Genomic DNA, 257 nt, shown 5'->3' with positions numbered 1-257 from the left:
GGCTCGTCTGAGCCACTGCCGTCTCCACGCAGGAACTCCGCATGATTTCGACAGCCTTGATTGGCCTCGGTGCCAATCTTGACGATCCGCGCGCTCAACTGGAGCGCGCGCTTGAGGCTCTCGACCGGCGGCCGCTGACCCGCTGCACGCGACACTCTCGCCTGTATGCCAGCAAGCCGGTCGGCCCGCAGGACCAGCCCGACTTCGTCAATGCCGTCGCCGAGCTATCGACCCGCCTGTCTCCCCTCGCCCTGCTC

At 66.9% G+C, this 257-nt stretch carries 1 protein-coding gene; it reads left to right on the top strand.

Translation table 11 applies throughout. The features are described from left to right. Positions 1-41: 41 nt before the first annotated feature. On the top strand, positions 42-257 hold a 216-nt coding region (gene folK / locus R0J88_RS21505; RefSeq protein WP_410901104.1), incomplete at its 3' end, for a 2-amino-4-hydroxy-6-hydroxymethyldihydropteridine diphosphokinase.

It is taken from the genome of Pseudoalteromonas sp. SIMBA_162 (assembly GCF_046535955.1).
Taxonomy (GTDB): Bacteria; Pseudomonadota; Gammaproteobacteria; order Enterobacterales; family Alteromonadaceae; genus Pseudoalteromonas; species Pseudoalteromonas marina.
The sequence above is the reverse complement of the archived record's forward strand: the minus strand, read 5'-3'. Positions and strand labels throughout refer to the sequence as shown.